This window comes from Ruegeria sp. HKCCD8929 (assembly GCF_013031405.1).
GTDB lineage: Bacteria > Pseudomonadota > Alphaproteobacteria > Rhodobacterales > Rhodobacteraceae > Ruegeria.
Map to the genome: position 1 here is coordinate 104,527 of NZ_WPZY01000001.1, position 24,674 is coordinate 129,200.

At 64.0% G+C, this 24,674-nt stretch carries 22 protein-coding genes; 8 read left to right on the forward strand and 14 right to left on the reverse strand.

All coding sequences use genetic code 11. The features are described 5' to 3' along the window. Positions 1 to 213: 213 nt before the first annotated feature. A complete protein-coding gene (gene ilvD, locus GOX53_RS00530; protein ID WP_171173036.1) occupies positions 214 to 2,046 on the reverse strand; it encodes a dihydroxy-acid dehydratase in 1,833 nt (610 codons plus the stop codon). A gap of 113 nt (positions 2,047 to 2,159) precedes the next feature. Here ilvD and GOX53_RS00535 point away from each other — a divergent pair, with 113 nt between their 5' ends. The 3 genes from GOX53_RS00535 to smpB all read left to right on the forward strand — a co-directional run bounded on the left by GOX53_RS00535 (position 2,160) and on the right by smpB (position 3,644). Further along, entirely contained in the window at positions 2,160 to 2,726 is a 567-nt protein-coding gene (locus GOX53_RS00535; protein WP_171173037.1) for a helix-turn-helix domain-containing protein, read from the forward strand. A 74-nt stretch (positions 2,727 to 2,800) separates the two neighbouring features. Then, positions 2,801 to 3,070 carry a hypothetical protein gene (locus GOX53_RS00540; RefSeq protein ID WP_171173038.1) on the forward strand — a complete coding sequence of 90 codons (270 nt, stop codon included), beginning with the start codon at positions 2,801 to 2,803 and terminating at the stop codon, positions 3,068 to 3,070. Positions 3,071 to 3,170: 100 nt separating this feature from the next. After that, positions 3,171 to 3,644: an SsrA-binding protein SmpB gene (gene smpB, locus GOX53_RS00545; protein ID WP_171173427.1), complete on the forward strand. Its 474-nt coding sequence runs from the start codon at positions 3,171 to 3,173 to the stop codon at positions 3,642 to 3,644. A gap of 4 nt (positions 3,645 to 3,648) precedes the next feature. Here the strand turns inward: smpB and GOX53_RS00550 are convergent, their stop codons facing one another. From GOX53_RS00550 to GOX53_RS00590, 9 genes are all read right to left on the reverse strand, one after another. Further along, positions 3,649 to 4,047: an SRPBCC domain-containing protein gene (locus GOX53_RS00550; protein WP_171173039.1), complete on the reverse strand. Its 399-nt coding sequence runs from the start codon at positions 4,045 to 4,047 to the stop codon at positions 3,649 to 3,651. A 394-nt stretch (positions 4,048 to 4,441) separates the two neighbouring features. Next, complete coding sequence (locus GOX53_RS00555; RefSeq protein WP_171173040.1) at positions 4,442 to 5,776, reverse strand: S41 family peptidase; 1,335 nt, start codon at positions 5,774 to 5,776, stop codon at positions 4,442 to 4,444. Between the two features lie 6 nt (positions 5,777 to 5,782). After that, on the reverse strand, positions 5,783 to 6,916 hold the full coding sequence (locus tag GOX53_RS00560) for a peptidase M23 (protein WP_171173041.1): 1,134 nt from the start codon (positions 6,914 to 6,916) through the stop codon (positions 5,783 to 5,785). Then, on the reverse strand, positions 6,913 to 8,430 hold the full coding sequence (gene gpmI / locus GOX53_RS00565; protein WP_171173042.1) for a 2,3-bisphosphoglycerate-independent phosphoglycerate mutase: 1,518 nt from the start codon (positions 8,428 to 8,430) through the stop codon (positions 6,913 to 6,915). The genes GOX53_RS00560 and gpmI overlap by 4 nt, the downstream gene beginning before the upstream one ends. Positions 8,431 to 8,579: 149 nt before the next feature. Continuing rightward, complete coding sequence (locus GOX53_RS00570; RefSeq protein WP_171173043.1) at positions 8,580 to 10,178, reverse strand: amidohydrolase family protein; 1,599 nt, start codon at positions 10,176 to 10,178, stop codon at positions 8,580 to 8,582. Positions 10,179 to 10,187: 9 nt separating this feature from the next. Next, complete coding sequence (locus tag GOX53_RS00575) at positions 10,188 to 11,477, reverse strand: TRAP transporter large permease (protein ID WP_171173044.1); 1,290 nt, start codon at positions 11,475 to 11,477, stop codon at positions 10,188 to 10,190. After that, positions 11,474 to 12,013 carry a TRAP transporter small permease gene (locus tag GOX53_RS00580; protein WP_171173045.1) on the reverse strand — a complete coding sequence of 180 codons (540 nt, stop codon included), beginning with the start codon at positions 12,011 to 12,013 and terminating at the stop codon, positions 11,474 to 11,476. The genes GOX53_RS00575 and GOX53_RS00580 overlap by 4 nt, the downstream gene beginning before the upstream one ends. Before the next feature lie 67 nt (positions 12,014 to 12,080). Next, a complete protein-coding gene (locus GOX53_RS00585) occupies positions 12,081 to 13,088 on the reverse strand; it encodes a TRAP transporter substrate-binding protein (RefSeq protein WP_171173046.1) in 1,008 nt (335 codons plus the stop codon). 178 nt (positions 13,089 to 13,266) lie between these two features. Continuing rightward, on the reverse strand, positions 13,267 to 14,190 hold the full coding sequence (locus GOX53_RS00590; RefSeq protein WP_171173047.1) for a LysR substrate-binding domain-containing protein: 924 nt from the start codon (positions 14,188 to 14,190) through the stop codon (positions 13,267 to 13,269). A gap of 96 nt (positions 14,191 to 14,286) precedes the next feature. Between GOX53_RS00590 and GOX53_RS00595 the strand changes: the two genes are divergently transcribed. Together GOX53_RS00595 and GOX53_RS00600 are read left to right on the forward strand one after the other, a co-directional pair. Further along, positions 14,287 to 15,915 (forward strand): amidohydrolase, encoded by a 1,629-nt coding sequence (locus tag GOX53_RS00595; protein WP_171173048.1) that lies wholly within the window; start codon positions 14,287 to 14,289, stop codon positions 15,913 to 15,915. Continuing rightward, a complete protein-coding gene (locus GOX53_RS00600) occupies positions 15,912 to 16,778 on the forward strand; it encodes a GTP-binding protein (RefSeq protein WP_171173049.1) in 867 nt (288 codons plus the stop codon). The genes GOX53_RS00595 and GOX53_RS00600 overlap by 4 nt, the downstream gene beginning before the upstream one ends. A 13-nt stretch (positions 16,779 to 16,791) precedes the next feature. Here GOX53_RS00600 and GOX53_RS00605 read toward each other — a convergent pair whose 3' ends face one another. The 4 genes from GOX53_RS00605 to GOX53_RS00620 all read right to left on the reverse strand — a co-directional run bounded on the left by GOX53_RS00605 (position 16,792) and on the right by GOX53_RS00620 (position 20,121). Beyond that, positions 16,792 to 17,865 (reverse strand): adenylate/guanylate cyclase domain-containing protein, encoded by a 1,074-nt coding sequence (locus GOX53_RS00605; protein ID WP_171173050.1) that lies wholly within the window; start codon positions 17,863 to 17,865, stop codon positions 16,792 to 16,794. Then, positions 17,855 to 18,229: a group 1 truncated hemoglobin gene (locus GOX53_RS00610; RefSeq protein WP_171173051.1), complete on the reverse strand. Its 375-nt coding sequence runs from the start codon at positions 18,227 to 18,229 to the stop codon at positions 17,855 to 17,857. The genes GOX53_RS00605 and GOX53_RS00610 overlap by 11 nt, the downstream gene beginning before the upstream one ends. A gap of 129 nt (positions 18,230 to 18,358) precedes the next feature. Continuing rightward, positions 18,359 to 19,258, reverse strand: a complete 900-nt coding sequence (locus GOX53_RS00615; RefSeq protein ID WP_254446409.1) for a class I SAM-dependent methyltransferase — start codon at positions 19,256 to 19,258, stop codon at positions 18,359 to 18,361. A 38-nt stretch (positions 19,259 to 19,296) separates the two neighbouring features. Beyond that, positions 19,297 to 20,121, reverse strand: a complete 825-nt coding sequence (locus tag GOX53_RS00620) for an alpha/beta fold hydrolase (RefSeq protein WP_171173052.1) — start codon at positions 20,119 to 20,121, stop codon at positions 19,297 to 19,299. Positions 20,122 to 20,373: 252 nt separating this feature from the next. Between GOX53_RS00620 and GOX53_RS00625 the strand changes: the two genes are divergently transcribed. The 3 genes from GOX53_RS00625 to GOX53_RS00635 all read left to right on the forward strand — a co-directional run bounded on the left by GOX53_RS00625 (position 20,374) and on the right by GOX53_RS00635 (position 24,661). Continuing rightward, positions 20,374 to 22,596 carry an ATP-binding protein gene (locus tag GOX53_RS00625; protein ID WP_171173053.1) on the forward strand — a complete coding sequence of 741 codons (2,223 nt, stop codon included), beginning with the start codon at positions 20,374 to 20,376 and terminating at the stop codon, positions 22,594 to 22,596. Next, entirely contained in the window at positions 22,597 to 23,316 is a 720-nt protein-coding gene (locus GOX53_RS00630) for a response regulator (protein WP_171173054.1), read from the forward strand. It begins immediately after the preceding gene. 115 nt (positions 23,317 to 23,431) lie between these two features. After that, positions 23,432 to 24,661, forward strand: a complete 1,230-nt coding sequence (locus GOX53_RS00635; RefSeq protein ID WP_171173055.1) for a hypothetical protein — start codon at positions 23,432 to 23,434, stop codon at positions 24,659 to 24,661. The last annotated feature ends 13 nt before the right edge of the window (positions 24,662 to 24,674 follow it).

A 24,674-nucleotide genomic window follows, 5' to 3' on the forward strand; every position in this document is an offset into this window, starting at 1 on the left:
CGAGGGCTCCCGCCCGTCGTCAGGTATCTTGCGATACCCTCCTCCCGTTGGGCCCGGCACCGCGCAAAAGCGCGGTGCCGGGCCCAAGTCCGCAAGGGGTGTCGGCGTCAGCCGGCGACACGCGGCGGGCACGGGAGCGCTATAGCCCTTGAAAGAACCGCCGGGTTGGTGAAGCGAAATCGGCCCGCGACCTGGGCGGGCCGGTATCCGAGATCAGACCTGACGCACGGCCCCTTTTGCCGCGCTGGTCGCCAGTTTGGCGTAAGCCTTGAGCGCGGTGGACACCTTGCGTTTGCGCGGCGCAGCCGGGTGCCACCCCTTTTCGTCCTGAGCCTTGCGGCGTGCCTCAAGCTCGGCGTCATCCACGGCCAGGTGAATGGACCGGTTCGGAATGTCGATTTCGATCGTGTCGCCGTGATGAACCAGACCGATCAGGCCACCCTCGGCCGCCTCGGGAGAGACATGGCCGATCGACAGGCCCGATGTGCCGCCCGAAAAGCGCCCATCGGTCAGAAGTGCGCAGGCTTTGCCCAGACCTTTGGATTTCAGGTAGCTGGTGGGATAGAGCATCTCCTGCATCCCCGGACCGCCGCGCGGCCCCTCATAGCGGATCACGACCACATCGCCCGCCTTGACCTTGCCGGTCAGGATGTCGCTGACGGCCTGATCCTGGCTTTCGCAGACATAGGCCGAGCCGGTGAATTTCAGGATGTTTTCATCCACGCCCGCTGTTTTCACGATGCAGCCATCGCGCGCGATATTGCCGAACAGAACCGCCAGACCGCCATCCTGGCTGAAGGCGTGCTCCTTGGAGCGGATCACGCCACCTTCTCGGTCGGTGTCCAGCTCTTTGTACCGGTTCGACTGGCTGAACGCCTGTGTTGTCCGCACGCCGCCGGGGGCGGCCTTGAACAGGTCCTGCGCTTTGGGGTTGTTGGCGATCTTGATGTCCCAATTGGCAATCGCCTCGCCCATCGTAGCCGAATGCACCGTGCTGCACTCCTCATGCAGCAGGCCGGCCCTGCTGAGCTCGCCGAGGATCGAGAAGATGCCACCGGCGCGGTGGACGTCTTCCATATGCACGTTCTCAATGTTGGGCGCGACCTTGCACAGGCAGGGCACCCGGCGGCTGAGGCGGTCCATGTCGCTCATGGTGAAATCAACGCCGCCTTCGTGAGCGATGGCCAGCAGGTGCAGCACCGTGTTGGTTGACCCGCCCATGGCGATGTCCAGGCTCATTGCGTTCTCAAACGCGTCGAAGGTCGCGATCTCGCGTGGCAGAAAGCCTTTCTCGTCCAGATCATAATGACGCTTGGTGATCTCGACGATCCGACGGCCGGCCTCCAGGAACAGCTCCTTGCGGTCCGCGTGCGTGGCCAGGGTCGAGCCGTTGCCCGGCAGCGCCAGACCCAGTGCTTCGGCCAAGCAGTTCATCGAGTTCGCGGTGAACATGCCCGAGCACGACCCGCAGGTGGGGCAGGCGTTCTCTTCGATGTGCTGGACTTGCTCGTCGGTGTATTTGTCGTCCGCTGCGGCCACCATTGCGTCCACAAGGTCGATTTTCTTGGCATCCAGATCGGCGATGTCGATCTTGCCGGCCTCCATCGGCCCGCCCGAGACGAAGATGGCCGGGATGTTCAGGCGCATGGCGGCCATCAGCATGCCCGGGGTGATCTTGTCGCAGTTCGAAATACAGACCATCGCATCGGCGCAGTGTGCGTTGACCATATATTCGACGCTGTCCGCGATGACCTCGCGCGAAGGCAGCGAATACAGCATTCCGTCATGCCCCATGGCGATGCCGTCATCCACCGCAATGGTGTTGAACTCTTTGGCGACACCGCCTGCGGCCTCGACCTCGCGCGCGACCATCTGGCCCAGATCCTTCAGGTGAACGTGACCCGGCACGAATTGGGTGAACGAGTTGACGATAGCAATGATCGGCTTGCCGAAGTCGTCGTCGCCCATACCGGTGGCGCGCCACAGGCCGCGGGCACCGGCCATGTTGCGGCCATGGGTAGAGGTTCTGGATCGGTACAATGGCATGATGCTGTTTCCCTTTTGCCCCGGTTGCGATATTCGGGATGCGGACGTTATAGCGCACGTAGCACATGTGCGTTATAACGTACAGGAGAATTTGCAAGCGCAGGCATGGAAACATGACGAATACGGGCGACATTACACTGAAGCTAAGGGATGTAAGGGCAGCCTCGGGGCTGAGCCTGTCGAAGGTCGCCGAGCTGACCGGTGTCAGCAAAGCCATGCTGGGTCAGATTGAACGCGGCGAATCGAGCCCGACGATTGCGACCCTGTGGAAGATCGCCAAGGGGTTCCAATTGCCGCTGAGTGCTCTGATCGGCACGTCAGCGATGCGCGATCCGGCTGATGCATCTGTGTTTCGAACGGTGACCTTTCCCGGCAGTATCGAGGTCAAGATTGTCTTTCCCTTTGACCCGGCTTTGGGGGCTGAAACGTTTCACGTCGAGCTTGCCCCGAACCAGAGCCACGAGTCCGCCGCCCATGCCGCCGGTGTGACGGAAGAGGTCTTTGTGCTCAACGGAGCGATGGACATCCTGCGGGATGGGGAATGGGCGCCTCTGCAGGCGGGGCAGGGATTGCGCTTTGCCGCCGACCTGCCGCACGGCTACCGCGCGGGTGAAGCGGGTGCGGCTTTCCTCAATATGCATCACTATCCGCAGCAGGTGCGGGCGGTGGCCGAGGCCTGAGGCCAGCACCGGTTGCCCTGGAGTGAAAGGACCGGTATCCGGGGCCTCTGAATTCATTATGCCGGAGCTCAGAAATGGCCGCCTTTATTGACACCCTCACACTGGCCGATGCCGTGGGTTCCTTTGGTGCGCTGATCGTTGTGGCGGCTTACTTTGCGACGCAAATGCGGATCATGAATTCCGAGGATCTGGCCTTTCCGGTCCTGAACCTGCTGGGCTCGGTGCTGATCGTCTATTCGCTGCTACAGAACTTCAATCTGGCGTCGATGCTGATCGAAAGCTTCTGGATCGCGATCAGCCTGCTGGGGATCGTCCAGCATGTCCGGGCACGCCGCGCCCGATGACCCGTGGCATGCCGGCTTCGCCACGTCCGGCCCGCATTGCCTGCCGAAAGCGCCAACGCCCGCTTGCATGGCCCCCAAAGGGCGCATACATCTGCGCCCCATGGCCAAGCAGAAGACAGACCCGAACTACAAGGTGATCGCCGAAAACCGGCGGGCCCGTTTCGACTACGCGATCGAGGAGGACCTCGAATGCGGCATCGTGCTGCACGGGTCCGAGGTCAAGGCCCTGCGCGCCGGAGGCTCGAACATCGCCGACAGCTATGCGGCGGTCGAAGAGGGCGAGCTGTGGCTGGTTAACTCCTACATTCCGCCCTACGAGCAGGCCAAGGTCTTCAAGCATGAGGAACGGCGGCGGCGCAAACTGCTGGTCTCACGCAAGGAAATGTCGAACCTGTGGAACGCCACCCAGCGCAAGGGCATGACGCTGGTTCCGCTGGTGCTGTATTTCAACCACAAGGGCCTGGCCAAGGTGAAGATTGGCATCGCCAAGGGTAAGAAGACCCACGACAAGCGCGAGACTCAGGCCAAACGCGACTGGTCGCGGCAGAAACAGCGGCTGTTGAAGGATCACTGACCCTTCAGCGCTGGCGTCGGATGTGATCCGTCAGGCCCTGGATATAGCTGTCCCACCCGGCATCGTGCATCTTGGCTCTGTCTTTGGACAGGAAGCCCCGGTGAGACAGGCGCAGTCGGGTTTGGGGGCCGTCACTTTGGAACGTGACATCAATGACGGTCACCTCGCCGTCGCCGTTCCATTCCCATGTATAGACCAGTCGATCATTCGGTTGGACCAGGTGAAACCGGCCACGGTTGCTGGCCCCGCCATCGGGTCCATCGATGAACAGCTCATAGCACCCGCCCGGAACCGGCTCGATGTTCATGCGGCTGGCCGGAGGGATTGCGGTTTCGGATGAAACCCAGGCCGTGAAGACCTCGGAAACCGGGAAGGGCAGTTCGTATTCCTTGTCGATATTCATGCGGGCACCAGAGAATGGGATAACCCTATTGTCAGGTAGCGCGCCGCGTTGGGTCAATACTCGCGCGGTTCTACGGCCATGCCGATGGCCCGGAATCAAGGGCGAAGCCCGCCGGGCCACCCCTTCCTCCCCGTCGCATCGAAGGTGCACCACTTTATGATTGGCGCGCCTCCGGCGTGACGGAGGGCGCATTGGCGAAGCCTCACACCACTCATCAGTCGTTCGGTGTTTTTGAGATAAAGAGCCGACCACGCGCGGTGCGAGCGCCCACCCGAGGGAGGGCGCGGCCCTCCGTTGGACAAGAGATGTGAGAGTCCTTTGGAGCCAACCGGCCTTCACAAGAAAAGGGCCGCGTCGTCAGCGGCCCTTGCCTCAACTCGGTTCGACTGTGGATTTACTCAGGTGTACCAAAGGCCGAGAGACCCTTGAGGATGTCGATGGCGTAGGCCAACTGATAATCCTCCTCGCGCAGCTCGGCGGTGGCTTCAGCCTTGGCACGGTCCTCTTCGATCTGGCGGATTTCATCCTCGCTGAGGCTGTCATTGTTCAGACGTCCGCGCAGATCGGCCTCGGAGCGGGTGCGGGGCGAGTTTGCCTCCTCTTCCTCCTCTTCGGGACGGCGGCGCGGTTGTTCCACCACGATATCGGGGCTGACACCCAGCGCCTGGATCGACCGGCCCGACGGCGTGTAATAGCGCGCGGTGGTCAGACGCATCGCGCCTTCACCCCGCAACGGCATCACGGTCTGAACCGACCCCTTGCCAAAGCTCTTGGTGCCCACAACGATCGCGCGGCGGTGATCCTGCAGCGCGCCGGCCACGATCTCGGAGGCCGAGGCAGACCCGCCATTGATCAGCACCACGACCGGCTTGCCCTGGGCCAGATCGCCCGGTTCGGCGTTGAAGCGCTCGCCGTCCGCCGGGTTGCGGCCCCGGGTCGAGACGATCTCGCCTTCCTCAAGAAACGCGTCCGACACCTTGATCGCCTGGGTCAGCAGACCGCCCGGGTTGTTGCGCAGATCCAGCACCACGCCGTTGATCTTGTCGATGCCACCGGCCTCTTCGACCTGTTTGTCCAGACCCTCTTTCAGGTTGGGATAGGTCTGGTCGTTAAAGGTGGTGACGCGCAGTACAACGCTGGTGCCTTCGGTGCGCGCGCGCACGGCGGTCAGCTTGATGGTGTCGCGGATGATCGAGACGTCGAAGGGCTCCTGCTCGCCTTCGCGGACAACGGTGATGATGATCTCGGACCCGACCGGGCCGCGCATCAGTTCAACCGCCTTGTCCAGCGTCAGGCCCAGAACGCTTTCGCCGTCCACATGGGTGATGAAGTCCCCGGCCTCGATCCCGGCCTCATCGGCAGGGGTGCCGTCGATGGGCGAGACCACCTTGACGAAACCTTCTTCCTGCGTGACCTCGATGCCCAAACCGCCGAATTCGCCCCGGGTCTGCACCCGCATCTGCTCGGCATCGTCCGGCGACAGATAGCTCGAATGCGGATCGAGCGAGGTCAGCATCCCGTCGATGGCCGCCTCGATCAGCTCATCCGCGCCGACCTCTTCCACATATTGCGCGCGGATGCGCTCGAAAATATCGCCGAACAGATCAAGTTGTTCATAGACCCCGGCATTGGCCTTGGCTTCCTGCGCCACAAGCGGTCCTGCCACTTGCGTTGTGGCGATGATCCCCGCCAGTGTTCCGGCCAGTCCGGCCATCACGAATTTCTTCATGCTCGTTTATCCATCCTTATCGGTTCGGAACCACGTTTCGGGGTCCACCGGGCTGCCGCCCTCTCTGACCTCTATATAGAGCGTTTCTGACTGGCCAGTTCCAGTGCCATCACCGCTTGTTGACAGAATTGCGCCGATTTCCCGTGCGGCACCTCCCATCAGACCCACCGGACTGCCCGCCGGGATGACCTGCCCGGGGTCGCCGAACACCTCTTGCAGGCCGGACAGGACGAACAGCAGATCGGGTTGGGGTTCAAGGATGACCACATTGCCCAGATCCAAGAGCGGCCCACGATATCGGATCGTGGCGGCGGTGGGCGAGGCCACCAGCGCCCGGGGTCGTGTGGCGAGGATCAGGCCCTGCCGCGTGATCCCGGCGGCATCGGCCTCACCGGCGCGATGCAGCAGCACGCCCTGCACCGGCAGCTCGATCTGCCCCCTCTGCGCAGAGACATCCGCATTGGTCGCCGCGATCTCGCCGTCTGCGGTCTCAGACAGGCCGCTGGCAAACCCGTCCAGCGTTTCGGTGGACGAGATCAGGATCGCGGTGCGCACCGGGTCCTCGGTAAAGCGGCGCGGCAGGTCGGTACGGTCGGCAATGGCCTTGCTCAGTTCGGTGCGCGCCGTCTGCACCCCCGACAGCCCCTCTTCCAGCTTTTCTGCCGCGCTCTGCTGAAGCTGGCGCAGGGTGCGCACCTCTTCCAGATCGCGGGCAAGGCTCTGCACCTGAGCGTTCAGCCCAGGTGTGACCTCGGCCAGCATCATGCCCGACCGCGCCGCGCCCAGGGGCCCGGACGGATGCAGCATCAGGATCGGTGGAGACGAGGTTTCGATGGTCTGCAGGATGCCCAGAAGCTGCGAGACCTCGCCTTCTCGTGCCCGCAATTCGGCGGTCAGTTGCGCCTCGCGGGTCGCGGCTTTGCGCAGGCCGTCGCGCATGGCGGCCAGACCGGCCTCATAGGCGCGGACGGTCGTGGTCAGCGCGCGCACCCGGTCGCGGGCGCTGTCGGCCTCGCTCAGCCCGATTGCCGCCTGTTCCAGCATCTGCGCCGCGGCCCGCGCGGCCTCACCAGGATCGGTCTGTGCGCTTGCGGCACCAGCCCACAGGGCCGCCGCAAGCAGGGCGCCGCGCATCGTCATGCCAGCAGGCTCTCGCCGGTCATCTCGGGTGGTTTGGGAAGGCCCATCAGCGTCAGCAGGGTGGGGGCCAGATCGGACAGCCGCCCGTTGCGCAGCCTGGCCCCGTCAGGACCACCGACCAGCGCCACGGGCACATGGTTAAGCGTATGTGCGGTGTGCGGGCCGCCGGTTTCGGGGTCGACCATCACCTCGCAATTGCCGTGATCCGCCGTCACGATCATGGCGCCGCCGGCCTTTTCCAGCGCGACCACCACCTGCGCGAGCCCCTGATCCACCGCCTCACAGGCCTTGATCGCTGCGTTCAGATCGCCGGTATGGCCCACCATGTCCGGGTTGGCATAGTTGGTGACGATCAGGTCATACCCCGCCTTGATCGCCTCGACGAATTTCGCCGTCACTTCGGCCGCCGACATCTCGGGTTGCAGATCATAAGTCGCCACCTTGGGCGATTTCGGCATGTAGCGGTCCTCTCCCTCCTCGGGCGTTTCCTTGCCGCCGTTGAGGAAAAAGGTCACATGCGGGTATTTCTCGGTCTCGGCCAGCCGGAACTGGCGCAGGCCCTGCTTGGCGACCCAGGCGCCCAGAGTGTTCACGATATCGCGCTTGGGAAACATGGTCGTCATATAGGCGTTATGGCCGTCGGAATATTCGACCATGCCCAGAAGTGCCGCGAGTTTGGGCCGTGCGCCGGTGTCGAAATCGGCGAAGCCCGGCTCGCCGATGGCGCGGAGGATTTCGCGCGCCCGGTCGGCACGGAAATTGAGGCAGAAAAAGCTGTCGCCGTCTTGGATTCCGGCGTAATCGGCAAGGACGGTTGGTGCTATGAACTCATCGGTTTCGGACTGGTTATAGGCGTGGTCGACGGCGTAATGGGCGTTGGATTCATGGCGGCCCGTGCCTTTGACCATGGCGTTGTAGGCTTCTTCGACACGCTCCCAGCGGTTGTCGCGGTCCATGGCGAAGTAGCGGCCGGATACCGTCACGATACGGGCGCCGTCGGGCAGGCGGTCCTGCAATTCGCCGATATAGCCGTAGGCCGATTTCGGCGCCACGTCGCGGCCATCGGTGATGGCGTGCAGGGCCACCGGTACGCCAGCGTCCGTGATCGCCTTGGTAGCGGCAACGATGTGGTTGAGATGCCCATGCACCCCGCCGTCCGAAACCAGTCCCATCAGATGCGCGGTGCCTCCGGAAGCTTTTGTTTTAGCAATGAAATCCCTGAGCGCCTCGTTCTCGAAAAACGAGCCGTCCTCGATGGCCAGGTCGATCTGGCCAAGATCCATCGCCACCACCCGGCCGGCGCCGATATTGGTGTGGCCGACCTCGGAATTGCCCATCTGACCGCTGGGCAGACCCACATCCGGGCCGTGAGTGATCAGTTGCGCGTGCGGACCCTTGGCCATGAACGCATCGAAGGTGGGGGTGTTGGCCAGATGGGGGGCGTTTGCCTCGGTTCCGTCGGACAGGCCCCAACCATCGAGAATGCACAGGACAACGGGCTTGGGGGCGGTCATGATCGGTCTCCGGAAACTGCTCTGCCCGCCTTCTACCCCGTGCCCGCGCAGGCGTGAACCTTCTTTTTTGTACAGGGTTCAAATGGCGGATCTTCCGGTTTGTACACCCTTGCCGATGCGCCCGCCCAGCGCCAAATGCCCGGAGTTTTCTATCCGGCGAAGTCGCGCAGAACCTCGCCGGCGTTCTGATCGGTCCGGGAGCCGTTGCGCATGGCGAAGCGTCCGTTGACCAGAACATGTGCGATGCCCGAGGCGTAGCGTCGGGGGTGGCGGGCCGAGCAGTTGCTGGCGATGTTGGCCGGGTCGAACACGCAGATATCGGCCTTGTGCCCGCGCTTGAGCCGTCCGCGGTTCTTCAGGCCCAGCCGGTCGGCAGGAACCGAGGTGACGCGGCGGATCGCGTTGGGCAGGGAGAGCACGGCGCGGTCGCGGACGTAATACTGAAGGAACCGCGCGGCCCAGCCGTAGCCGCTGAGCGATCCGACATGGTCCTTGAGGATGCCATCGGGGGCCACGGCGACGGTGTCCGAGATCACCGCGCATTCAGGTTGTTGCAGGCAGAGGTCGATATCCTGATCGCGGAAGGATTTTGAGGACCAGAACACGCTCATCAGGTTCTCGCCCTCTTCCAGCAGGATGTCGAGGACGGCATCATAGGGATCGACGCCGCGCATCCGGCCGATCTCGGCAAAGTCGGCGCCGACGAGATCCCTGTTCACGGTTGCATTGAGAAGCACGATGTCGCCCCAGTGCCGGGCCTTGACGATCAGCCACATCGGTTGCGGGTTGGCCTTGATCCTTTCGCGCTGTTCTGGGTCGGCCAGCCGTTTCAGCACCTCGTCCAGCCCGCCCGCCTGCGCCCATTTGGGCAGGATGGCGGCCATCAGCGTGTGGTTCCAGTCATGGGGGATGACGTCGAAGGCGATGTCTACGTCATGGCGGCGGGCGGCGTCGATCATGTCGAGCGTGTGATCCATCGCATAGTCGGGGGCGCCGAATTTCGGCTGGATGTGAGAGATCTGCAGCTTGGCGCCCGCCTGCCGGGCGGTGGCGATGGCCTCGGCAAAGCCCAGGTCGTACTGGGTGTCGCGGTTGCGCACATGGGTGGCATAGAGCCGTCCGCGCCGGGCGGCCTGTTCACACATCGGCACGATATGTTCGGGCGCGGCGAGGATGCCGGGCCAGTATTCCAGCCCGGTCGAAAAGCCTCCGGCGCCTTCCTCCAGTGCCTGATCGACCATTTTGCTCATCTGGGCGATCTCATCGGGTTCGCCCGCGCGCAGCGCCTCGCCCAGAACCGCACGGTGGATGCTGCCGTGGCCGACAAAGGCCATCACGTTCACGCCCAGCTCGGTGCGGTCGAGCGCGTCGAGATATTCGCCGAAGCTGTGCCAGTGGGGGTGGTCGGCCTTGTCGGTGTACCAGGGCGAGACCGACGGGATCGCGTGGTGGTCGCAGACCGGGGCGCAGCTGATCCCGCATTGTCCGACAACCTCGGTGGTCACCCCCTGATGCACCTGGCTTTCGGCGCGGCCATCGGCGAGCAGGGTGAAATCGGAATGGGTGTGCATGTCGATGAAGCCGGGCGACACTGTCAGGCCGGTCACATCGACGATCTGCGATGCCTCGTTTGCCTCAAGCGCGCCGACCGCCGCGATATGGTCGCCGGTGATGCCGATGTCGGCCGTATGGGCCTTGTCCCCCGTTCCGTCCACGACATCGCCGCCTTTGAGGATCAGATCGAACATGTGGCACCTCTATTTGGCTACCCCATAGACCCAGTCGGGCAGGAACAGGGTCAGGTCAGGGATGAGGATCAGGATCACCATGCCGATGATATAGGCCAGGATGAACGGCAGGACCGCGACCGAGATCCGTTCCATCGACACGCCGGAAATGCGGGCCGCCACCGTCAGGTTGGCCCCGAGCGGCGGGGTGAGAAAGCCGATCTCGCAGGTGATTACCGTGAAGACGCCGAACAGCACCGGGTCGATCCCGAGCGAGACCGCCAGCGGCAGGAAGACGGCGGTGAAAAGCACGATCTGGGCCAGCGACTCCATGAAGGTGCCGATGAAGATGTAGAATACGCCGATCAGCAGCATGACCAGGATCGGGTTTTCGGTGATCGAGGTGATGCCCTGCTGCACCGCCGTCGGCACGTCGTAGAACGCGGTCAGTTGTCCGAAGGCGAGCGTCGGGGTGAGCAGGATCAGGATGCCGGTCAAGAGCGCGGTAAAGCGCAGCGCATCGACGATCTTTTCCACCGTCAGCTCGCGATAGATGAAGAGGCCGACAAAAAGCGCGTAGAACACCGCGACGCCCGCCGCCTCGGTCGGGGTGAAGGCGCCGCCATAGATGCCGCCGAGGATCAGGACCGGCGCGCCGATCGACCATTTCCCCTCCCACGCGGCATTCAGGAAAGGCTTCCACGAGAATGGGTGTCCGGTGCCGCCGTAGCCGCGCTTGCGGGCGATGATGTAGGTGGTGATCATCAGCAGCACGGTGACCAGGAACCCGGGGATGAGGCCCGCCAGGAACAGGCGCGGGATCGAGGTTTCCGAGACCAGCCCGTAGATGATCATCAGATTGGAGGGCGGGATCAGGCTGCCGAGCGCGCCGGCGCTGGCGGTGATCGCGGCGGCGAAGGGGACGTCATAGCCGTCCTTGCGCATGGCCGGGACGGTGACCGAGCCGATGGCCGCGGTGGTGGCGGGCCCCGATCCCGAAAGCGCGGCGAACAGCATGCAGGCAAAGACCGTCACCAGCCCCATCGAGCCGCGATAGGCGCCGACCAGCTTGGTTGCGATGGCGATCATGCGGTTGGCCATGCCGCCGACCTCCATCAGCCGCCCGGCCAGAACGAAAAGCGGGATGGTCAGCAGCGGAAAGGGCGTCAGGCTGGAATAGCCGGTTTGCGCCATCAGGGTGTAGGGGATCTCGATCAGGTAGAGCGCCAGCGCGGTGGTCACCCCGACCGCGACAAAGAGCGGGGTGCCGATGACGGTCAGGGCGACAAAGGCGATGGCGAGGATCAGCAGCGAGCTCATAGCTGATGCTCCTGATCCTTGACGGTTTCATCCCATTCCTCATGCAGCATGCCGGGGATGCCTTCGCCGCCGTCCCGGTACCAGGCGATATAGGTCTGGATCAGCCGCACCAGCATCAGCGCGTAGCCGATCACCAGGATGGATTGCGGGTAGAACTGGTCGATGCCGAGGCTGGGGCTGCGCGAGGTGAATTTCCACAGTACCGCCAGGTAGTCCCAGCTGACCTTGATCATGAAGATCGAGAACAGCGCCCAGATCAGGTCGGCGCCGAAGATCACGATCCGGCCCGCGCGTTCCGGCAGTGCCTTGATGCCGACGAGGATGCGGATGTGGAAGCGTTCGCGCACGCAGAGTGCTGCGCCCATATAGACGGCCCAGACCATGCTGATCGAGGCGATCTCTTCCGACCAGTGCAGGGCGGTCTGGAACATGTAGCGGGCGACCACCTGCGCGAAGACGCAGATCGAGATCAACACCAGCGCGCTGCAGCAGATCACTTCCTCGAAATGCCGCTCAAGCCATTTCAGGGCAGACATGGGGGTTTACCTGTTCAGATGTGGGCATGTGAGGGGCGCCGGAGGGCGCCCCGCCGGGTGTTGGCGATCAGTTGGCGGCGGCCTGTATGGCGTTCACCAGATCGATGAATTCCTGCCCGCGTTCCTCGGCGAAGGATTGCTGGATCGCCTGCGAGGCGGTGATGAAATCCGCCTTGTCCGGGCGGGTCATCGCCATGCCGCCTTCGGCCACCAGCCAGTCGCGGATTTCCTCGGTCTCGTTCTGCACCTGACGGCGCAGTTCCGCACCGGCCTCGTCGGCGGCCTGCTGCACCTGCGCCCGCTGTTCGTCGCTGAGCCGCTTCATGAACGCGTCCGAGGCAAAGAGCGGTGCCATCGCCACGAAATGCTCGAGGATCACCAGGTGCGGTTCGAACTCATAGAACTTCATGTCGCGGATAAACGAGGTGCCGTTGTCGCCGCCATCCACGGTGCCGGTCTGCAGGGCGGTTGGCGTTTCCGACCACGCGAGCGGCACCGGCTCGGCCCCGAACGCCTCGAACGTGGCGATCATCACCTCGTTCTTGGGCACCCGGATTTTCAGGCCTTCCATATCCGCCATCGTGTTGATTGCGCGCTTGGAGTTGTAGAAGTCGCGATAGAGCGCGGGGCCGAAGCTGAGCAGGTGCACGCTGGTTTCCGCCTGCAGCTTGTCCTTCATCAGCTGGCCGACCTCACCATCGACCACCTTTTCCAGATGCGCGGTGTCCTGGAAGATGTAGGGCAGCACGGTCACGTCCATCAGCGGCCAGTGCGGCGAGACGTTGTTGGCGGTGATGAAGAAACCGTCGACCGTGCCCAGCTGCATGGCCTTGAACGCCTCGTCCTCGGACGAGATCTGGTTGCAGCACCGCAGTTTGACCTCGATGGAGCCGCCCGACAGGGCCTCGAGCTTGTCCTTGAAGATGGTGCCGAAACGCCCGTAGATCGACGCCTCGGGCGCGCCGAAGCCGAGGTTCATCGTCACGTCCGCCGCCGCCGCGGGCAGGGCCGAGAGCGTCAGCCCGGCGGCAAGCGACACCGAGGTTGCTAACTTGAGTAGGGTTCGTCTGTGCATGTCATTCCTCCCTGGCAGCACGGTTCGCCCATCGGCCTGAGAGCACTTATTGGTTGGGCAGGCTTGTTCGTTACCGGAGGCCGATCAGCTTTGATCCGACGGTAACCGATGGGCATACCGCTAGAAAACAGGGTTTTCTGTTACGTAAAGATCTATTTTTTGTGGTTAAGACCCGTCCTCAAGGCTCCATCAGCAGGTGCTCGAACGTGCCCTGACGCGCCAGCGCCGTGCCGGTGTCGATGATCGCGCGCACGACGGCCGAGTTTTCAAGCTGTGGCGCATAGGCGATGCCGTAGAGCGGTACGTCCACCTCTCCGGCGATGGGCGTGGCGATGTATCCGCCTTGCCGGTCCCGGTCATTGGGTCCGCAGATGTTCAGGATCGCGTGGCCGAACTGTGCCCCCACCAGCCCGCGCAGCACGGCGCCGGATTTGGTGGAGTGCACGATGTCGGGTGTCAGGCCCTGGTTCTGGAACATGGTCAGGAAATAGTCGCGGGTGCCGTGCACGTCGAGCATGATCAGCGGTTGTGCGGCCAGATCCCCGAGCGTGACCGAGGCCTGCCCGGAGAGCGGCGAATGCTCGGGTATCAGCGCCCAGGGCCGGGCGCGGAAGAGCGGCACGAAGCGATTATCTGGATGCGTGTAGCGCCGGTAGGTCAGCACCGCATCGACCGAGCCCGAGCGCAAGAGGTCGTTGACCACCAGCATGTCGCCCTCCATGACGTCGATGCGCACCTCGGGGTAGCTGTCGGCGATCTTGCGGAGCAGGGGTGGCAGGACATAGGGCGCGGTGGGTTCGTAACAGGCCAGCCGCAATGTGCCGGTCGGATCGCCCACCAGAGACAGCAGATCGGATTCGAACACCCGCGACTGGTCGAGGAAGGCGGCGATATGTTTGCCTGCGGCGCGCCCCAGCTCGGTCGCGATCAGCCCCTTTGCGGGTATGCGGCGGAACAGTTCCGCGCCGATGGTCTGTTCGATCTGGTCGATGGCCGCGGTGATCGAGGATTGCGAGATGTTCATCTCGGTGGCGGCGCGGGCGATCGAGCCGCTGCGCAGGGCGGCATCGAAATATCGCAGCTGTTTGAGCGTGAAGTTCATCTGATTACCACATTTCCTAAGCCTTAATCAGACAGTAAATCCATTTTGCAGCGGAATGAAGTTGCGTTACGCCGGGGGTCAACCCGGGAGGATCTCATGGCATCGACCACGCTTTTCCGCTGTCGCAGGATCATCACCATGGACCCCAACCGCCCCGAGGCGACCCATGTCGCCGTGCGCGAGGGCCGGATTCTGGCCGTGGGCGATGCGGATTGTGTCTGGCCGGATCAGGAGGTGGTGCAGGACGACCGGCTGGCCGATACCGTGCTGATGCCGGGGTTTGTCGAGGGCCACGCGCATATGATGGCGGGGGCCATGTGGCGCTATGCCTATGTCGGATATCACGACCGGATCGACCCCGAGGGCGTGCTGCACAGGGGCATGACCGACATCGCGGATGTGATCGAACGGCTGCGCGGCCATGAGGCCGGTCTGCCCGAGGGCCAGCCACTGGTGGCCTGGGGGTTCGATCCGATCTTCATCGAGGGTGACCGGCTGGGTCGTGCCCATCTTGACCGGATCTCGGCCACCCGGCCCATCGTGGTGCTGTTTTCCAATTTTCACCTGATGTGCGCGAACTCGGCGGCGCTGGCGCTTGCGGGTTATGACCGGCACAGCAACATCGAGGGCGTGGTCAAAGGGCTGGACGGCGCGCCGACGGGCGAGTTGCAGGAGATGGCCGCCATGTTCCCGGTGATGCGGCGCACGGGCATCGATTTCCGCGCGCTGACCCAGCGCCCGGACGTGATCGAGACCTATGCCCAAGTCTGCCGCCGGGCCGGGGTGACCACCGCGACCGATCTGTTCGCCGAGATGGAGGAGGCCGATGTCGATACGCTGCTGCGGGTGACCGGGCAGCCGGGCCTTGGACTGCGGCTGGTGCCCGCGCTGGGGGCGGCGGGCGGCGATCCGGAGCGGATCGCCGAGCGGGCGCTGGCGCTGAGGGCGCGGTCGACCGACAGGCTGCGGCTTGGGGCGGTCAAGCTGATGACGGACGGGTCCATTCAGGGCTGGACGGCCCGGGTGAAGTGGCCGGGTTATGTGGGCGGGCAGCCCAACGGGTTGTGGAATACGCCACCGGATCAGATATTCGCGCTATGCGCGGCGATGCAGAGGCATGGGGTGCAGATGCATATCCATGTGAATGGGGACGAAGCCTCGGACGTGTCTTTGGCGGCTTTGGAGGCGGCGGCGCGCGCGCATCCGTGGCCGGGCGCGCGGCATGTGTTGCAGCATTGCCAGATGATGGGTGCCGATCAGTTCCGGCGCTGTGCGCGGCTGGGGGTCTGCGCCAACATCTTTGCCAATCACATCTGGTATTTCGGCGATCAGCATGCCGCGCTGACCATTGGCGAGGATCGGGCGATGCGGATGAATGCCGCCCGCAGTGCGCTGGACGAGGGTGTGCGCATTGCCATCCATTCCGATGCGCCGGTGACGCCGATGGGGCCGCTCTTCACCGCTTGGTGTGCCATGAACCGGACGACCATGTCGGGCCGGGTGCTGGGCGCGGCGCAGCGGATCACGGTGGGTGAGGCGTTGTATGCCATCACACTGGGCGCGGCCTATACGCTGGGTCTGGATGGGGAGATCGGCAGTATCGAGACCGGCAAGATCGCGGATTTCGCGATCCTCGGGGAGGATCCGACCCGGGTTGCGCCGGAGGCGATCCGGGATGTGCCGGTGCTGGGCACCGTGTCGGGCGGCGAGGTGCATCTGTTGTGACCCGGCTGCCGCTGAGCGTTGTCGGAGGCTATCTGGGCGCCGGGAAGACGACGCTCATAAACCGGTTGCTGTCCGAGGATCACGGGTTGCGCCTGATGGTGCTGGTCAACGATTTCGGCGCGATCAACATCGACGCGGCGCTGCTGGCCTCGACGGATGAGGACACGATTGCGCTGACCAATGGCTGTGTCTGCTGCACCATGGGGGCCGATCTGTTCATGGCCGTCGGCGATGTGCTGGACCGCGCCCCGCGCCCCGACCATCTGATCATCGAGGCCAGCGGCATTGCCGATCCGGCGGCCATCGCGAATGTGGCGCGGGCCGAGCCCGAGCTGAGCTATGCCGGGATCGTCACGGTGGTGGATGCGGGGCAGATCGGGGGGTTGCTGGACGATGCGCAGATCGCGCCGCAGATCCGCCAGCAGATCGGGGTGGCGGATCTGGTGGTTCTGACCAAGACGGACGATGTGCCGGGCGAGGTCGCGGCGTTGCTGGCACCGCTGCATCCGCGCGCGCCGGTATTGCTGGGTGGGGATCGGGTCACGCCGCTGTTGCTGGATGTGGTGCCGATGGGCCAGCGGGTCACGCCGTCCGGGCATCCGGCCTATACGGGCTGGCATTGCGCGTGTCCGCAGATGCGCGACCGGGCGGCGTTGCAGGACAAGCTGGAGCGCAGGCCCGGCGGCATCTGGCGCATCAAGGGTCTGGTCCAGACCGGTGAAGGAATGATCGAGGTGCAGGTCGTGGGGGCCAATTGCGAGCTGCGGGCGGTCGCGGGCGGGCAGGCCCCCGGTCTGGTGGCGCTGGGTCTGGCAGACCGGGTGACGCGGGCCGAGATCGAGGGCTGGTGGTCGGGGACATGACCGGGCGGGCGGTTCAGCTTCGCGAGATTTCCTCGGAGGAGGCCGCCGTGGCGCTGGTCTTGCTGTCCAGCAGGCGCCAGATCTGTTGGCGGTCAAAGCCGCGGATGTCGCGCTCGCCCATCGCCACCATGTCGAACTGGTCCCGCAGCGCCTTTTCGATCTCGTCCTGGATGGTGATCTGCATGGGTTCGGAGCAGTCCTGAAGCCGGGTCGCCAGATTCACCGCCGGGCCGAAGATGTCGTAGACGTATTTCTGGATGCCCACGACCGAGCCGACCACCGCGCCGGTCGCCAGACCGATGCGGCATTTCCACTTGTTTGGGTGGCTTTCGTTGCGCCGTTCCAGATAGCGGACGAAGCGCAGGGCGGTGTTGGCCACCGCGCGGGCGTGGTCCGGCGTGGGGTCGGGCAGCCCGGCGACGGTGATATAGGCGTCGCCGATGGTCTTGATCCGCTCGCAGCCGAACTGTTCTCCGATGCGGTCGAAGGCGCTGTAGATGTCATTCAGCTCGGTGACCGTGACACTGGGATCGGCGGCGGCCACCATCTCGGAGAAGCCCACGAAATCCAGCATCAGGACCGAGACCGGGTCGTAAAGCTGCGGGGTGACGACGCCGAAGGCCTTGTATTCCTCGTACACCGCGCGGGGCATGATATTGAGCAGCAGCTTTTCGACCTGCTCTTTCTCGCGCTTGATCTCGCGGGTGTTGCGCTCGACCATCATCGAGTAGGAGTCGATCATCGATTCAAGCTCGCGGATGCGGGTGATGTTCTGGCAGACCAGCACCACGAGGTCCTGACCGGCCTCATTGGTTGCGGTGAAATCCGCGGCGATCACCAGCTGGCGGCGTTTCTTGCGGTGCCGGATCTCGGCGGTGTAGCGGCCGGATTCGGCAAGTGCGGTGGCCAGCTCTTCCATGTCGAACCCGTCGAACACATCTTCGAGCTTGCCCGAGACCAGCCGGTCGCCGAACCAGTCCTCGAACATGTCGTTCTGGAACAGGAACTGAAAGGTCTTGCGGTCGAGCAGGCCCACACCGACGCCGATCGCGCGCAGGAGCTGTTCATTGATGGCTTCAATCGACATGGGCGTCATCCACAATCAGGGTGCGGCGGCTTTCGAACTCGGCCAAAACGGCCTCGATATCCTCGGGGTCGAAACCGTGATCCTGCAGGGTTCCGGACAGCACCACCTTGAGCTCATCGAAATGGGCGTCGCGGATGTCGAGATGGGAGTGCAACCGGCGCAGCTGGTGATCGGTGTAGGAGGCCGGACCGCCCAACAGCATGGCGACGAACTTGGTCTGGTGATCGACCATCTTCGACATGTCCACCTCGTCAAAGAAGGGGCCGATATCGTCGCTGTCCAGCAGGGTGTCGTAGAATGCCATGACGACCTTGCTGACGCTGGAAAAGCCACCGTATTTCTCGAATAGCGTCTGAGAAGGCATGTTCCCCCACCCCCTGATTACGTCGAATATGATGAACTTAAAGGAATATGTTTGCACAATTCACCCGACCGGGAAAGCCCGGCGCGGGGCCGGGCGGCGGGACAGAGGCCCCGCCGCCCGGTATTGGCCTTACGCCTTGGTGATGACGATCTCGGCATATTCCGAGGGCACTAGCATGGTTCCGTCGGTGGCGATGTTGAAGCGTTCGACGGTTTCCACGATGTCCGCCTCAAGCGCGGGTGCGCCGTCGCCGAGCGCCAGGAACGCCTTGTGCACCGGGCCGTAGAACGTCTTGAAGATATCCACGAAATGCTGCGTCGAGGCGTAGCGGAAGTTGAAGTTCTTCATCTTCAGCGCGATCTCGCGCGATCCGTCGGCGAATTGCTCGGCAATCCAGTCATCGGTGCCCCAAAGCGCCGGAGACTGGACCCCGGCAGGGGGCGGGACATGGCGGCCAAGGGTCTTGAACAGGTGGCCGATGAAGCTGTTGGGTGTCCAGTTCGCCATGGCGATCCGGCCGCCCGGGCGCAGGACGCGCATCATCTCGGACGCCGATTTCTTCTGGTTCGGGGTGAACATGACGCCGAAGGTCGACACCACCATGTCAAAACTCTCGTCGGGATAGGGCAGGTGTTCGGCATCGGCAACTTCGAAGGTCACATCGAGCCCCTCGGCCTCGGCCCGGGCGCGCCCGGCCTGCAGCAGGGTGTCGACGTAATCGGTCGAGGTCACCTGACACCAGCGCCGCGCAAAGGCCAGCGTGGCGTTGCCGTTGCCGCCCGCGACATCCAGCACCTTGGCGCCGGGGGCGGGGTTGGCGGCCTCGGCCAGTTCCTCGCCGGTGATCTGAAGGGTCACGCCGATCCTGGCGTAATCGCCGGACGCCCAGGCGGCGTTCTGCTTGGCCTTGATGGCGGTGTAGTCGGGGGCGGTCTGCTGCATGGCTGTGATCATGGTGGTTTCCTTTTTGCGGGTGTTCAGGGTTTGGGGAGTGCCGGTGAGGGCGCGGAGGGCATTGGGGACGGACATCGGTTTCTCCTTGTTGGTGAAGGGGTCCGGACCGCCAGTCAGGCGGCCCGGGCGTTTGGCCAGCGGACATGCGCCGCCGCTTTCTGCACGCGGGCAATGTGCTGATGTATCCGGGGGTTGACCCATTCCGGCGCCACGATCGGGGCCATGTGGCCAAGATCGGGCAGCAGGGCGAGCTCGGCCCCCGGCACGTTGGCGGCAACCAGTTTGGCCGTGCGCTGGGCGACCGCCGGTGAATCCATGCCCACCAGAACCAGGGTCGGGATGCCGAGGGTCCTGAGGTCGGCCAGTTGGGACTCGTCGGTGTCGAGATCCTCGAAATCCGCGGCCACGTTGGGCGACAGCATCGCCATCTTTTTCCGGCGGTCCTCGGGCATCCGGTCCCAGGCGCCTTGCCCGTTCCAGAAGTCGATGAAGGTCTGCATGCCGGTCTGGGCATCGGCCTCGGCAAAGCGCTGGCCGATGGCGCGCAGGGCCTCGAACATCTCGCGATCCTCGGGCGAGGACGCCTTGAGCAGGTGAAACGCCGCCGGTTCGAAGACGGTCAGGCTTTTGACCAGGTCGGGGCGCGTCAGGGCAATGCGCAATGCGACGCCGCCGCCAAAGGAGTGGCCGACGAGATGGACGGGGCCGCCCAGTGTCTCGATCCGGTCGATGATCGGCTTGGCAACGCGATCAAAGCCCTTGGCGGTCGTGGTGCGCGACATGTCCAGGCCATAGCCCGGCAGATCGACGGCCACGAAGTTGAAGCGTTCGGCCATCTGTGCCTGCAGGTCGCGCCACTGGGCGCTGCTGGAGGCCGACGAATGAAGCGCAACAACCGGCGCGTTCAAATGGTTAGGTGCTTCGAAATGTGCGGTCATGGTCTGTCTCCCGCGGGGTTTCGTTGAATGAACCCTATTTGGGAGACCGCTGTTTCAGCTTGTTGTCGGCGCGCCGGTTTCTGTGTTTCAGTTGTTTCGGGGCCGGATCCGGGGCCGGGGCGGAAATTCGCGGGCAATTTCCGGGGGCTGGATCCGCAGGCGGGCGGAATTCGGGCCCGGTTCTGAAACAATTGAAACAAAGCGCGCCGCCATTGAAAACCGATTGAAACGTAAGGTGGATAGATTTGCACCATGACCGATTGGCAGGAAGCAACCCAGAACCCCGATCGCGTGCGCAACCTGATCAGCGACGCGATTGAATCCCTGTCCGAGGGGTTCGCGCTCTATGACGAGAACCGCAAGCTGGTGATCTGCAACCAGCGTTACCGCGAAATGAATGCCGCGGTGGCCGAGATGCTGGAGCCGGGTCTGGACTGGGAGATCCTGATGCGCGAGACGGCGCGGCGCGGGATCTATGCCGATGCGGTCGGGCGCGAAGAGGAATGGGTGCGCAACCGGCTGGAGACCACCCATGACCATGTCACCGATTTCGAGCTGAAACAGACCGATGGCCGGTGCTATCTGGTCTCGACCCATCCGACGTCGCTGGGCGGGTTTGTGGTGACCCGCACCGATATCACCGACCGCAAGCGCGCCGAGGAGGCGCAGCGCGACGGGGATACGCTGGTGCGGACGGTGCTGGACGCAAGCTCGGCCGTGGTGATCATGACCCGGGTGGGCAGCGGCGAGATCATTTATCGCTCGCCCGCTGCCAAGGTGCTGTTCGGCAAGACCAAGTCGGCCAGCGAGCATTACGTGAACCCTGAGGACCGCGCCGATTTCGTGACCGAGCTGCTGGCGGCGGGGCAGATCAACAATTACCGCCTGCGGGTGCGCGCGCAGGGGCGCGAGTTTCCGGCGTTGCTGTCGGCGCGGATCGTCGAATATCACGGCGAGGATGTCATCGTGACCAGCGTGATCGACCTGACCAAGGAGGTCGAGGCGCAGGCGCTGATCCGGCGGGTGCTCGAAGCCTGCCCGGTGCCGGTGCAGATGACCAATGCTGAGACCGGGAAGGTTCTGTTCAGCAGCCCCGAGACCACCGCCCTGTTCGGGCGGGTGGACAGTGCCCGGTCCTACTATGCCGATGCCGACGAACGCGCGGCCTATCTGGAAGAGCTGAAGGCGAGCGGTTTCGTCAAGAACCGTCGGGCGCGGTTCATCAACAAAGCCGGAGAGGAGTTCTGGGGCTCGGTCTCGTCGCGGCTGATCGAGTTTCACGGCGAGCCGGTGATCGTGTCGAACACGCGGGACATGACCGACGAGCTGGCGATGCAGGAGGAACTGGATCTGCAGCGCGAGATGGTCTTTCAGAACGAGAAGATGTCGGCGCTGGGCGAGTTGCTGGCGGGTGTCGCGCATGAGCTGAACAACCCGTTGTCGGTGGTGGTGGGCCATGCGCTGATGATGCAGGAAGACACGCTCGATCCGGATGTGCAGCGGCGGGTCGAAAAGATCGCCTCGGCCGCCGAACGCTGCGCCAAGATCGTCAAGACGTTTCTGGCGATGGCCCGGCAGAGCCCGTCGCAGATGGAGCCGGTCGATATCGGTTCGGTCGTGGCGACGGCGGTGGATGTTGCCGGGTATGGGCACACGCAGGATGGTCTGACGGTCCGCTATCAGCCGCCGGGTGCATTGCCGGACATTCTGGCCGATGCGGATCAGATCACGCAGGTGATCATCAACCTGATCATCAACGCGGTGCAGGCCATCACCAAGTCCGGAACCGGCGACCGCGTCGACATCGTCGCGCGGGCCTCCGGCGAGATGGTCGAGGTCGCGGTTGAGGATAACGGGCCCGGCATTCCCGATGCCCACCGGGCGCGCATCTTCGAGCCGTTCTTCACCACCAAGGAGGTCGGCGACGGCACAGGCATTGGCCTGACCATCTGCCACCGGATCATTCATTCCCATGGCGGACGGATCCGGCTGGATGCGGAACATGAGGGCGGAACCCGCATTGTCATCCAGTTGCCCGTGGCCCCGGCGGAGCATGTCGAGGACGAAGAGACCGATGCCGCCAACGGTGTGACCCGGCCCTGCAGGGTTCTGATCGTGGATGACGAACAGGAGGTGGCCGCACTGATGGCCGAGGCGCTACGGCGTGACGGGTTCCTGGTTGAGGTGGCCGGGTCGGGGGACGAGGCCCTGACCAGGCTGGAAACCGCGGGGTTCGACGTGCTGCTCAGCGATCTGAACATGCCGGGTGTCGATGGCCGGGCGTTGTTCGAAGCTTTGCAGGCCCGTTTCCCGGATATGGTCGGGCGCACGGCCTTTATCACCGGTGATACGATGGGGGCATCCTCGCAGGCGATGCTGCGCGAGGCGGGGCGCCCCTATCTGGAAAAGCCGGTGGCGCCGAAAGAGCTGCGGCAGCTGGTGCAGGATATTCTCAAGGATGCGAAAGACCGCTAGATGACACAGGACCCGACACGAATACTGGTGTGCGACGACGAGACCGATGTGCGCGAGATGCTGGAAGAGTATCTGACCCTGCGCGGCTATGATGTCTCGCCTGCGGCCAATGCCTCGGAACTGCGCGAGATACTGGCGGGCCGCGATGTCGATCTGATCGTTCTCGACATCAACATGCCCGGCGAGGACGGCCTGTCGCTGTTGCGGTCGCTGCGGCCCGAGAACCCGGTTCCGGTGATCATGCTGACGGCGGCGGGCGATGTGGTGGACCGCATCATCGGGCTGGAGATGGGGGCGGACGATTATCTGGGTAAACCGGTCGATCTGCGCGAGCTGGAGGCGCGGCTGAAGGCGGTGCTGCGGCGCAGGCAGAGCGTGACGGAGGCTCCGGCGGATACCGGGGCGGGCGAGACCGCCCGGTTCGGCGACTACATTCTGGATGTGGAGGCGGCCAAGATGGCAACATCGGATGGCGAGGAGCTGAAGCTGACGGCGATGGAGTTCAGCCTGCTCAAGGTGTTTGCCCGCAACAAGGGGCGCGTGCTGAACCGCGACCAGATACTGGAACAGGCGCATGACCGGTCCTGGGACCCGTTCGACCGCAGCATCGACATCCGCATTTCGCGCCTGCGCCGCAAGATCGAGGCCAATCCCGAAAAACCCCAGATCATCCGCACGGTGCGCGGGATCGGATACATTTACGATCCCTCGGGCGATTGAGCCGTCCGGCCCGGTTGGCTGGCGCCCCGGTGGCACAGCTTTAGCTTGACCTAGCGTCAGCCTTGTCGTCTGCTCGTTGCATATCCCGACGGGGGCAGATCAGGAGTAGACGATCATGGCCGAGGAAAGGCTGACCGGTCCGCAGCTCAAGAAAATGGTCAAGCTGGGCAAGAAGATGGCCATCCAGTTCGGCTATGCTCCGCACAAGGATCTGGAGGCCACCGTGCTGCTGGTGCACCGCCGCAAGCCACCGCCGATGCTGGGCAAGGCCGCGCGCAAGATGGCGGATGCCAAGAAGTTCTCGTTCGGCACCTTCCAGGTGAAGGGCAAGACCGTTGAGATGACTTGCGAGCGTCTGGTGCCGATGATGGCCAAGACGGTCAAACGCTATCTCAAGTCCAACAAGATCCATGTCAACGTGGTGATCATGGGCCCGGACGGGTCGGTGGTCGAGAGCGATATCAGTGACTTGCCCGACGATCCCGAATGGGATGAGGGCGATGAGCCGGTCGATGGCGCACCGGCTGAGGAAGAAGCGCCCGAGGCGGAGCCCGATCCGGATGCGGAGCGCAAGAAGGAGCTGGCGGGCAGGGTTCAGGCGGTGCAGCCGCGGGTTGCCGAGGTGCGCGGGGATGCGGGCAAACGGCTGAAAGAGGTCATGCTGGGGGCCATCGAGAAGATCAGGGCCGGTGATCTGGATGGCGCGGACAAGTCGATCCGTGCCGTCGAGCAGGCGCTGGACAAGCTGGAAAGCGCCGCACCCGACCCGGCCGCACTGGCGGCGCGGGCGAAGGGGGTGAAAGCGGCCATCGAGGCCTTGCCCGAGCCCGCGAAATCCAAGCTGCTTGAGGTGTTCAACGAGGCCGTTCAGATGATCCGGGATGGCAAGCTGGCCGAGGCCGATGCCAAGATGACCCGGATCGAACAGGTTGCGGAGAAGGCGGCGCAGGCGCCTGTGCAGATGGCCGATATCGCTCCGACCCTGCCGATCTGGCGCGAAGCGCGGGATGAGGTCAACGACCAGCTCGGCAAATTGCAGGATGCGATGAAGAAGAGCGGGATGCCGCTGTTTGAACAGATCGCCGATGCCGGTTTGAACAGCATTACCGAGACCCGGCTGGTGGCGTTGCAGGCCAGCATGATGGATCTGGATGGGGCCGCCGATGCCGCGGCCCAGCAGGCGGCGCGCAAAAAGCTGCAGGCGGCGCTGACCGACATGCGCGGATTTGTCGAGACCAACCCGGTGCTGCCGATGCTGGACGAAAACCCGCTGAACATTCCGCTGACGTTGCGGTCGACGCTGACCGGTGCGCTCGACAGCCTTGACCGGACCATCGCGGCCTGAACCCCGGAGCACG

Bases quoted from the DNA above. Each gene is read 5' to 3' on its own strand.
- ilvD (WP_171173036.1), bottom strand. From the start codon at position 2,046: ATGCCATTGTACCGATCCAGAACCTCTACCCATGGCCGCAACATGGCC.
- GOX53_RS00535 (WP_171173037.1), top strand. From the start codon at position 2,160: ATGACGAATACGGGCGACATTACACTGAAGCTAAGGGATGTAAGGGCA.
- GOX53_RS00540 (WP_171173038.1), top strand. From the start codon at position 2,801: ATGGCCGCCTTTATTGACACCCTCACACTGGCCGATGCCGTGGGTTCC.
- smpB (WP_171173427.1), top strand. From the start codon at position 3,171: ATGGCCAAGCAGAAGACAGACCCGAACTACAAGGTGATCGCCGAAAAC.
- GOX53_RS00550 (WP_171173039.1), bottom strand. From the start codon at position 4,047: ATGAATATCGACAAGGAATACGAACTGCCCTTCCCGGTTTCCGAGGTC.
- GOX53_RS00555 (WP_171173040.1), bottom strand. From the start codon at position 5,776: ATGAAGAAATTCGTGATGGCCGGACTGGCCGGAACACTGGCGGGGATC.
- GOX53_RS00560 (WP_171173041.1), bottom strand. From the start codon at position 6,916: ATGACGATGCGCGGCGCCCTGCTTGCGGCGGCCCTGTGGGCTGGTGCC.
- gpmI (WP_171173042.1), bottom strand. From the start codon at position 8,430: ATGACCGCCCCCAAGCCCGTTGTCCTGTGCATTCTCGATGGTTGGGGC.
- GOX53_RS00570 (WP_171173043.1), bottom strand. From the start codon at position 10,178: ATGTTCGATCTGATCCTCAAAGGCGGCGATGTCGTGGACGGAACGGGG.
- GOX53_RS00575 (WP_171173044.1), bottom strand. From the start codon at position 11,477: ATGAGCTCGCTGCTGATCCTCGCCATCGCCTTTGTCGCCCTGACCGTC.
- GOX53_RS00580 (WP_171173045.1), bottom strand. From the start codon at position 12,013: ATGTCTGCCCTGAAATGGCTTGAGCGGCATTTCGAGGAAGTGATCTGC.
- GOX53_RS00585 (WP_171173046.1), bottom strand. From the start codon at position 13,088: ATGCACAGACGAACCCTACTCAAGTTAGCAACCTCGGTGTCGCTTGCC.
- GOX53_RS00590 (WP_171173047.1), bottom strand. From the start codon at position 14,190: ATGAACTTCACGCTCAAACAGCTGCGATATTTCGATGCCGCCCTGCGC.
- GOX53_RS00595 (WP_171173048.1), top strand. From the start codon at position 14,287: ATGGCATCGACCACGCTTTTCCGCTGTCGCAGGATCATCACCATGGAC.
- GOX53_RS00605 (WP_171173050.1), bottom strand. From the start codon at position 17,865: ATGTCGATTGAAGCCATCAATGAACAGCTCCTGCGCGCGATCGGCGTC.
- GOX53_RS00610 (WP_171173051.1), bottom strand. From the start codon at position 18,229: ATGCCTTCTCAGACGCTATTCGAGAAATACGGTGGCTTTTCCAGCGTC.
- GOX53_RS00615 (WP_254446409.1), bottom strand. From the start codon at position 19,258: ATGTCCGTCCCCAATGCCCTCCGCGCCCTCACCGGCACTCCCCAAACC.
- GOX53_RS00620 (WP_171173052.1), bottom strand. From the start codon at position 20,121: ATGACCGCACATTTCGAAGCACCTAACCATTTGAACGCGCCGGTTGTT.
- GOX53_RS00625 (WP_171173053.1), top strand. From the start codon at position 20,374: ATGACCGATTGGCAGGAAGCAACCCAGAACCCCGATCGCGTGCGCAAC.
- GOX53_RS00630 (WP_171173054.1), top strand. From the start codon at position 22,597: ATGACACAGGACCCGACACGAATACTGGTGTGCGACGACGAGACCGAT.
- GOX53_RS00635 (WP_171173055.1), top strand. From the start codon at position 23,432: ATGGCCGAGGAAAGGCTGACCGGTCCGCAGCTCAAGAAAATGGTCAAG.